This window comes from uncultured Fenollaria sp. (assembly GCF_934202865.1).
Taxonomy (GTDB): Bacteria; Bacillota; Clostridia; order Tissierellales; family Peptoniphilaceae; genus Fenollaria.
Map to the genome: position 1 here is coordinate 1 of NZ_CAKPYL010000062.1, position 6,560 is coordinate 6,560.

General features: G+C 35.6%; 5 protein-coding genes. All 5 read right to left on the reverse strand.

What is annotated here, in order from left to right:
• Positions 1-194: 194 nt before the first annotated feature.
• On the reverse strand, positions 195-2,156 hold the full coding sequence (locus tag Q0E71_RS06145; protein ID WP_294797046.1) for a S9 family peptidase: 1,962 nt from the start codon (positions 2,154-2,156) through the stop codon (positions 195-197).
• 1 nt (position 2,157) lies between these two features.
• Complete coding sequence (raiA, locus tag Q0E71_RS06150; RefSeq protein WP_294797048.1) at positions 2,158-2,679, reverse strand: ribosome hibernation-promoting factor, HPF/YfiA family; 522 nt, start codon at positions 2,677-2,679, stop codon at positions 2,158-2,160.
• Positions 2,680-3,384: 705 nt separating this feature from the next.
• Positions 3,385-3,573, reverse strand: coding sequence for a hypothetical protein (locus tag Q0E71_RS06155; RefSeq protein WP_294797050.1), 189 nt, complete (start codon positions 3,571-3,573; stop codon positions 3,385-3,387).
• A 22-nt stretch (positions 3,574-3,595) separates the two neighbouring features.
• Complete coding sequence (locus tag Q0E71_RS06160) at positions 3,596-5,104, reverse strand: InlB B-repeat-containing protein (protein WP_294797052.1); 1,509 nt, start codon at positions 5,102-5,104, stop codon at positions 3,596-3,598.
• Between the two features lie 119 nt (positions 5,105-5,223).
• Positions 5,224-6,560 (reverse strand): S-layer homology domain-containing protein (locus tag Q0E71_RS06165; protein ID WP_294797054.1); only part of this gene is annotated, 1,337 nt, incomplete at its 5' end.

Here is a 6,560-nt window from a genome sequence, read left to right on the forward strand (position 1 = left end):
CGCAAGAAAAGAAATCGAAAAAGAAACTGGTCAACCAGTTATTACATCTAAAAACGCTATAGATTTTGCAAAATTAATTGATGAAGTTTCAAATGAAATTTCGAATATTGAAGATAGTGAAAATAAATAATAAATTATATGCTCTACAATAATCTAAAAAGCCTAGTTACAAAAGTAACCAGGCTTTTTCTATATTATGATCTCTTTTTAATCCATGTGATTATCTCGTCAAGTCTTCTTTGTCTGTGCTTTGGCTTGCCAGAGCGGCTTAGCTCGTGGTTTTCGCCGTGGAAGATAACTATCTTAGAGTCGACTCCGAAGTACTTAAGCGCCGTAAACATTTGTACGCCTTGCTCTAGAGGGCATCTGAAGTCCTCGTCCGAGTGAATAAACAGTGTCGGCGTCTTGACCTCGCTCGCGTATTTAAGTGGAGAGCGTTCCCATAAGGCTTCGCTCGATGTAAATGGCTCTGCCAAATTTTGATCAGTCGCGAAATAGTAGCCTATATCCGATACACCGAAAAAGCTTAGCCAGTTCGATATCGAGCGTTGAGACGCAGCCGACTTAAATCTGTTTGTATGACCGATGATCCAGTTAGTCATAAAGCCGCCGTAGCTGCCGCCAGTCACGTGAACGTTGTCCCTGTCGATATCCTCGTACTTTTCCAAAACCACGTCAGTGAACTTCATCAAATCGTCGTAGTCGATAGTGCCGTACTTGCCCCTGATGTTCATAAAATCATTGCCTCGGCCGTCCGAGCCCCTCGGATTAGTGAAGAAGACAAAGTAGCCTCGCTTAGCAAAGTAAAGGTACTCGTGATATAAAACCTCGCCAGTAACAGTCTTTGGACCGCCGTGAACCTCAAGTATCGCAGGGTACTTCTTGCCTGGCTTGTATCCATCCGGCTTAATCACAAAGCCCTCAAAATCAATCTCGTCATTCTTAAACGTGATCTTTTCATAAGCCTCAGCGCCCCAAGTCTTTTGTAAAGCCTCGTTTATGGCAGTCACTTTCTTAAATTTATCCCCTTCTAATTTATAAACTTCTTGTAAATTGTAGTCCAGCATGCCTATAGCGTAGATAGCACCATTATCATGGGCGTCGAACTCATCAACAGAGCCCACTACCTTAGAAAGCCTTTCCAATTTACCCGCCTTGTCAATGGCGAAGATGTCTGCGCTATTCGCAAGAGTTGAGATGAAATATAATTTATCCTTCATCACCCTAAATGAGTAGCCGCCGCCATAACGAAGGTCGGAGCCCACAGATGAGCCGATCGACATATCAAAGTCATCATTAATGCACTTAATATTTTCTTTGCTCTTGTCAATTAGGTAGACCTTTGGATTTTGATTGATGCCGTGATCCACTTGATCAGTCGCAAATATAAATACATCGTCCCCTGCATACTTAGGTCCATAATAGCTAAGACCACCCTCATAATCAAGTTTCACAGACTTATCATCAGCAAAACTATAAACGTAAAGCTGGCTCTTTAAAGGCGCCTTGTCAGTGTAAGACTCAGAAGTGTAGACAATTTCAGACTTGTCAGGGGCTATGTCGTAGCTCGATACACTAGTAAAGTCATCAGTAATAATCTTAAGCGCGCCGCTCGTCATATTGTACACCGCAAGCGAAGTACGAATCTTGTTGATGTAGCCAGCGCCATTAAGGTAGAAAGGAATTTCATCATATATAGTGTAGTCATCCTCTTCCTTAATTTCAGCCGACTTCTTCTCGTAAGTCTCTTGATCCATGTCCTTAAAGTGCCTGATCTTCTCAGAATTGCTGATAGAGAGAATCAGCCTTTCCTCATCCATGATGCGAATACCATGTATCGGGTAGTTTAGCCTAAATAGCTCCTCCCTCTCACCGCCACTGAAGCTTAGACGGTAAACGATAGACGCATACTTCCTTTTTTCGTCAGACTTAGAGAAAATGATCCCGCCATTGTCCACAGCATAAGTAGAAGAGACGTCATTAGTAGACAGTCTCTTCAAAGAATCATTCTCATCAAGCATGTAAAACGAGTTTTTGTACTCATTCGCCGCCATATCCACGTCAGTCACAGTGAATACCTTGTGACGAGCGTCCGGCGAAATCTTCACCGAGGATATGGGTTTGTTCAATTTAAAATCATCTATATTTATATTCATTTTATTCAACTTCAATAAGGCCGTAGTTGCCGTCCTTTCTCTTGTATACTACGTTGATGGCTTCAGTTTTAGCGTTTTGGTATACGAAGAAATTGTGTCTAAGTAGTTCCATTTGAAGGATAGCCTCGTCAGAAGACATAGGTACCACCTTAAATTTCTTGTTCTTTACAAGCTTAGCCTCATCCGGCTCATCCATAGGCTTAACATTTTCAAACCTGATCGACTCGTTCTTTTGGTATCTGTTTTGAAGCTTAGTTTTGTACTTTCTAACCTGTCTTTCCAAAACATCAACCGCCCTGTCGATAGATGTGTACATGTCGTCACTTTCTTCCTCAGCTCTAAGTATAGTCCTGTCTAGGAAGATGGTTACTTCAACACATTTAGTGTTTCTAACAGCCGAGAAGACAACCTTCGCGTCCACATCCTTGCCAATAAACTTGTCAAGCTTTTGGAACTTCTTTTCAGCCACATCCTTTAAACTTTGAGTTAATTCAATGTTCTTTCCTACAAATTCGATTCTCATAAGCTTACCTCCTTAATTGATTTTCTATTTAATATATACCCGAGAGATAGAAAAATTAAAACAACTTTATGAATTTATTAAGAGAAAGTATGAAATAATTAATAAAAAAGTGAATGGATTTGCTTATGGTAATGGTTTTGGTTATGATTATATTTATGATAATGGTTTTGATTGTGATTATAGTAATAGTTTTGTTATGATTATGGTTATAGTTATAGTTATGATTATAGTTGTGATTGTGGTATTGATTATAGTTTTGATTAGCTTATGGCAATAGAAAAGGACCGCATAAGCAGTCCTTGATTTGTAAAATGTAAATATTATAAATCCACCATAAGGTGGCCTCGTGATCGGCGATATTACATATCGCTTAAACGCTAATTCAATTTCACGAGTATACAGCGTATCTCTACCTGCAACTATATTATACTATATAATTCATAAAAATGCGAGCATTTTGTCTAATTTTTTATAGAAAAACCAAAAAATACTTTACTTTTTCTATAATTTTTTATACCCAAAAATTGTTATTTATTGTCACTTTCAAAAATCTAATATTTTTCATTTCTTGAAAGTGGAATTGGTTCTAGTAAGATAAAAAATGTCCTCCCCTTGGTCCGCATGTATAAAACATTAAGCGTGGGGAGGCTCTGTTGAGTTAATTATAGATTAAATTGGCTTAAAAGTCAATAGTTTTAAGTAATATTATATGTCCTCTAAGTTCTTTTCTACTTCTTCTGAAGTATAAGTCCTACCGTTATCAAGATCATCAATAGCTTTTAGTATTTCTCTATCAAAGTCTTCTTCACTTAAATCTTCATATACTAGTGGCTTTTTGCTTGGCATTTTCACTTCAGGTTCAAGCCTTGTATATACATTTGATGTTTTTGACATAATATCACTTCCTTTGTATATATTATTCTACTTTGTATTGTGCATATAAAGTTTTATCTTGGTAATTTTCATCTACTGTTACGTCTGTGTATACTGGTGAATCACCTGCTTGAGCGTCTGACCAGTATCCAAATGCTTTACCTGCTTTTTCTACTCCGTCTGTTAGCTTTTTATCTTCTACATATTTAACTGCGTCTGAAAGTTTCACTCCTGTTAAAACTTGCTTCTTGACATTATTTACATCTCCATTATTTCTCTTTCCACCGTTAAAGTTGAATATTACAAAATTATAGCCTTCATCTGGCGTAGTTTGACCATTGTCATCAATAACTTTGTCTTTGTATTGTGCATATAGTATTATATCACTACTTAAATCAAATAATTTATTCGTACTGTCTTTAAAATAATTAAACTCACCATCTTCTGTAGCAGACCAATATAGTAGGTTGCGTCCATTTTTGCTTGGTTTTGAATCTGTAAATAGATTATTTACAAGCTTTTCTAATTCAGAGATTTTATAATTTTTTACAACCGCATATTCCAAGATGCCCAAATTGTCTTTAAATTTGCCACCGTTTAAATCTAAAGTTAACTTTGAAAATGTTTTGTTATATAATGGTCCTATATGTTTAAACTCAATTTCTTTTTCTTCAACATTTTGTATCTTAAAATTATTTTGTCTAATTGCAAATGTATTTTCATTAAGTATCTCGTAGTAGTCCATAGTTATTGATTTTTCATTGTAATTATCAATAATAATTTTGCCCTTACCATTTTGATCATTAAAAAACTCATAATCTTTTCTTTCAGAAGGGTCATAAGAAAATCTTTTAAAAAATAAAAATAAAACAATAAGTGATATAGCAATTGCAATAAATAAATAATTTTGTAAATCTTTAGTATATTCTAAATCTTCAATACTTTTATTCTTTTTCTTATTATCGAGTGCCTCATATTCAATATTGTTTTTAAGATTGATTCTTTTTAATACTTTATTTGCAAATATTCCTAATAAAATTGAAATTGCCAGACACGCTAATGCAATATATGCTTGATATTCACCAGTTATATTAAATATACCAACTACAAATATGTATAGTATATAAAAATTGCAAAGCCCCATCAATATAGGATATAATATACTATCAAATCGTGTAATTTTAAAAGTCTTCTTGTCATTATAATATTTCAAAATAAGCGGAATAAAATTAATTGCCAACATAAGTACTGCAAAAACTATTATGAATATAAGCTCAGATGTAAGACTGTTTTCAAAATATTTATGTGGTATTCCATAATAATTTTCAGCATTAAGTGAATAGGTATATTTTTTAAAGCCAGCAATCATTGCCAATAAAGAGGTAATAGCCGATATTATTTGTATTAAATAGTCATACCACTTTTTCTTAGAAGCATCTGAATTCATACCCTCTGCATCCTTACTTGATTGAGTTGCTTTTGTAATGTCAGAATTTTCATCATTAGAATTTAATTCTCCATTATTTAAACTAACTTTTGTAGTTTCTTTCATACCACCCCTCCTTTATCTAATAACAAAGGCATGTGAGATTTGCTCCCACATGCCTTGTCATTATGCCAATTATTTAATTATAATTGTTTCTTGTTTCTTCTTGCGATGTTAACGCAAAATTATTTAACTAATACCCAGTCCTCTTCAATTCTTCCTTTAAATCTTCTCTTGAAGTCGTGACTATTAGTTGCTTCAACCATGTCATTGTAACCCCAGAAACTTTGAGACAAGTCTAAGAAACTCTTGATTAAGTGTCTGTTCATAGCATTGATAGCAGACATATCATCATAATTTCTTTCGAACATCTTATTTAGAATTACAACCGCTTCACATCTAGTGATATTAGCGTTTGGTCTAAATGTTCCATCAGGGTAACCCATGATTCTCTTAGCTTGATATTCTCTACCTATAGCCAATTCAGCCCAGTGGCCCTTAACATCAGCAAATGGTGCAATACCATAAGGCTTGTTGTCAATTTGCGCAATCATTTGAGTGAATTCAGCTCTTGTAATAGGAGCGTTAGGTCTAAATCTTCCGTCAGGGTAACCCTTCATGATACCCCTTTGAACAGCCGCGTTGATGGCCTTATTGTACCAAGCACTTGGAGTGTCAGTAAACATAGGTCTAGTAGCTGCGCCGATAGATTCAATACCAAGAAGTCTAGTTACTAAAGCAGCAGCTTCAGCCCTAGTTATATTGCCATTAGGTCTTACAGTTCCGTCAGTGTAACCGAACATATAAGCCTTGTGTTCTAATACTTCTCTAGTATCTTCAGGTTCTTCTTCACGTTCATCACGATCGTAGTCCCTATCCTTAGACCAAATTGCGTATAAAGTAGTTGAGTAGTAAATTCTGTCTCCAGGTCTTACTTCGTCAAGACGTCTGCTGTTGTAGCTCCATCCTTCAAATACATAGCCTCTTCTACGAGGAACATATAGATAACGTTCAATTAATTCACCTTCAAGAACTTCATGGTGAGTAATTTTGCCACTTCTGTAGTTTTCGTCTAGAGTAAGAGTTAGATAATTGAAAGATGGTGGAGTTACCTTATCAATAACTGTAATAGTAACATCAACAGTTTCATTAGATCCATCTGGATAAGTTACCTTAACAGTAACAGTTATTTTATCTCCAGGTTTTGCATTTTGTGGAATTACTACAGAGATAGCTCCTGTATTATGATCAACAGTTACATTTGTTTGAGTAGGATTATTATTAGCAAATGTAGTTTCCTTTGCTGGAGTAGTTGTTTTATCAACTGGTTTATCTGCTGGTTTACCATCTTTAGTAAATGTTGGTTCATCTATTTGAACAGTTTCACCAGGTTTTCCAGATTTGTCAGTGTAGTGTGGATCATAATCTTTAGCGTTTGAAGTAGGTGTCTTGTCTTCTTCGTATTGTGCTACGTGTGTGTTTGCTGTTACTTTAGCATCGTCTGCACCTAGAGCTGGAGCCC

Bases quoted from the DNA above. Each gene is read 5' to 3' on its own strand.
- Q0E71_RS06160 (WP_294797052.1), bottom strand. From the start codon at position 5,104: ATGAAAGAAACTACAAAAGTTAGTTTAAATAATGGAGAATTAAATTCT.
- raiA (WP_294797048.1), bottom strand. From the start codon at position 2,679: ATGAGAATCGAATTTGTAGGAAAGAACATTGAATTAACTCAAAGTTTA.
- Q0E71_RS06145 (WP_294797046.1), bottom strand. From the start codon at position 2,156: ATGAATATAAATATAGATGATTTTAAATTGAACAAACCCATATCCTCG.
- Q0E71_RS06155 (WP_294797050.1), bottom strand. From the start codon at position 3,573: ATGTCAAAAACATCAAATGTATATACAAGGCTTGAACCTGAAGTGAAA.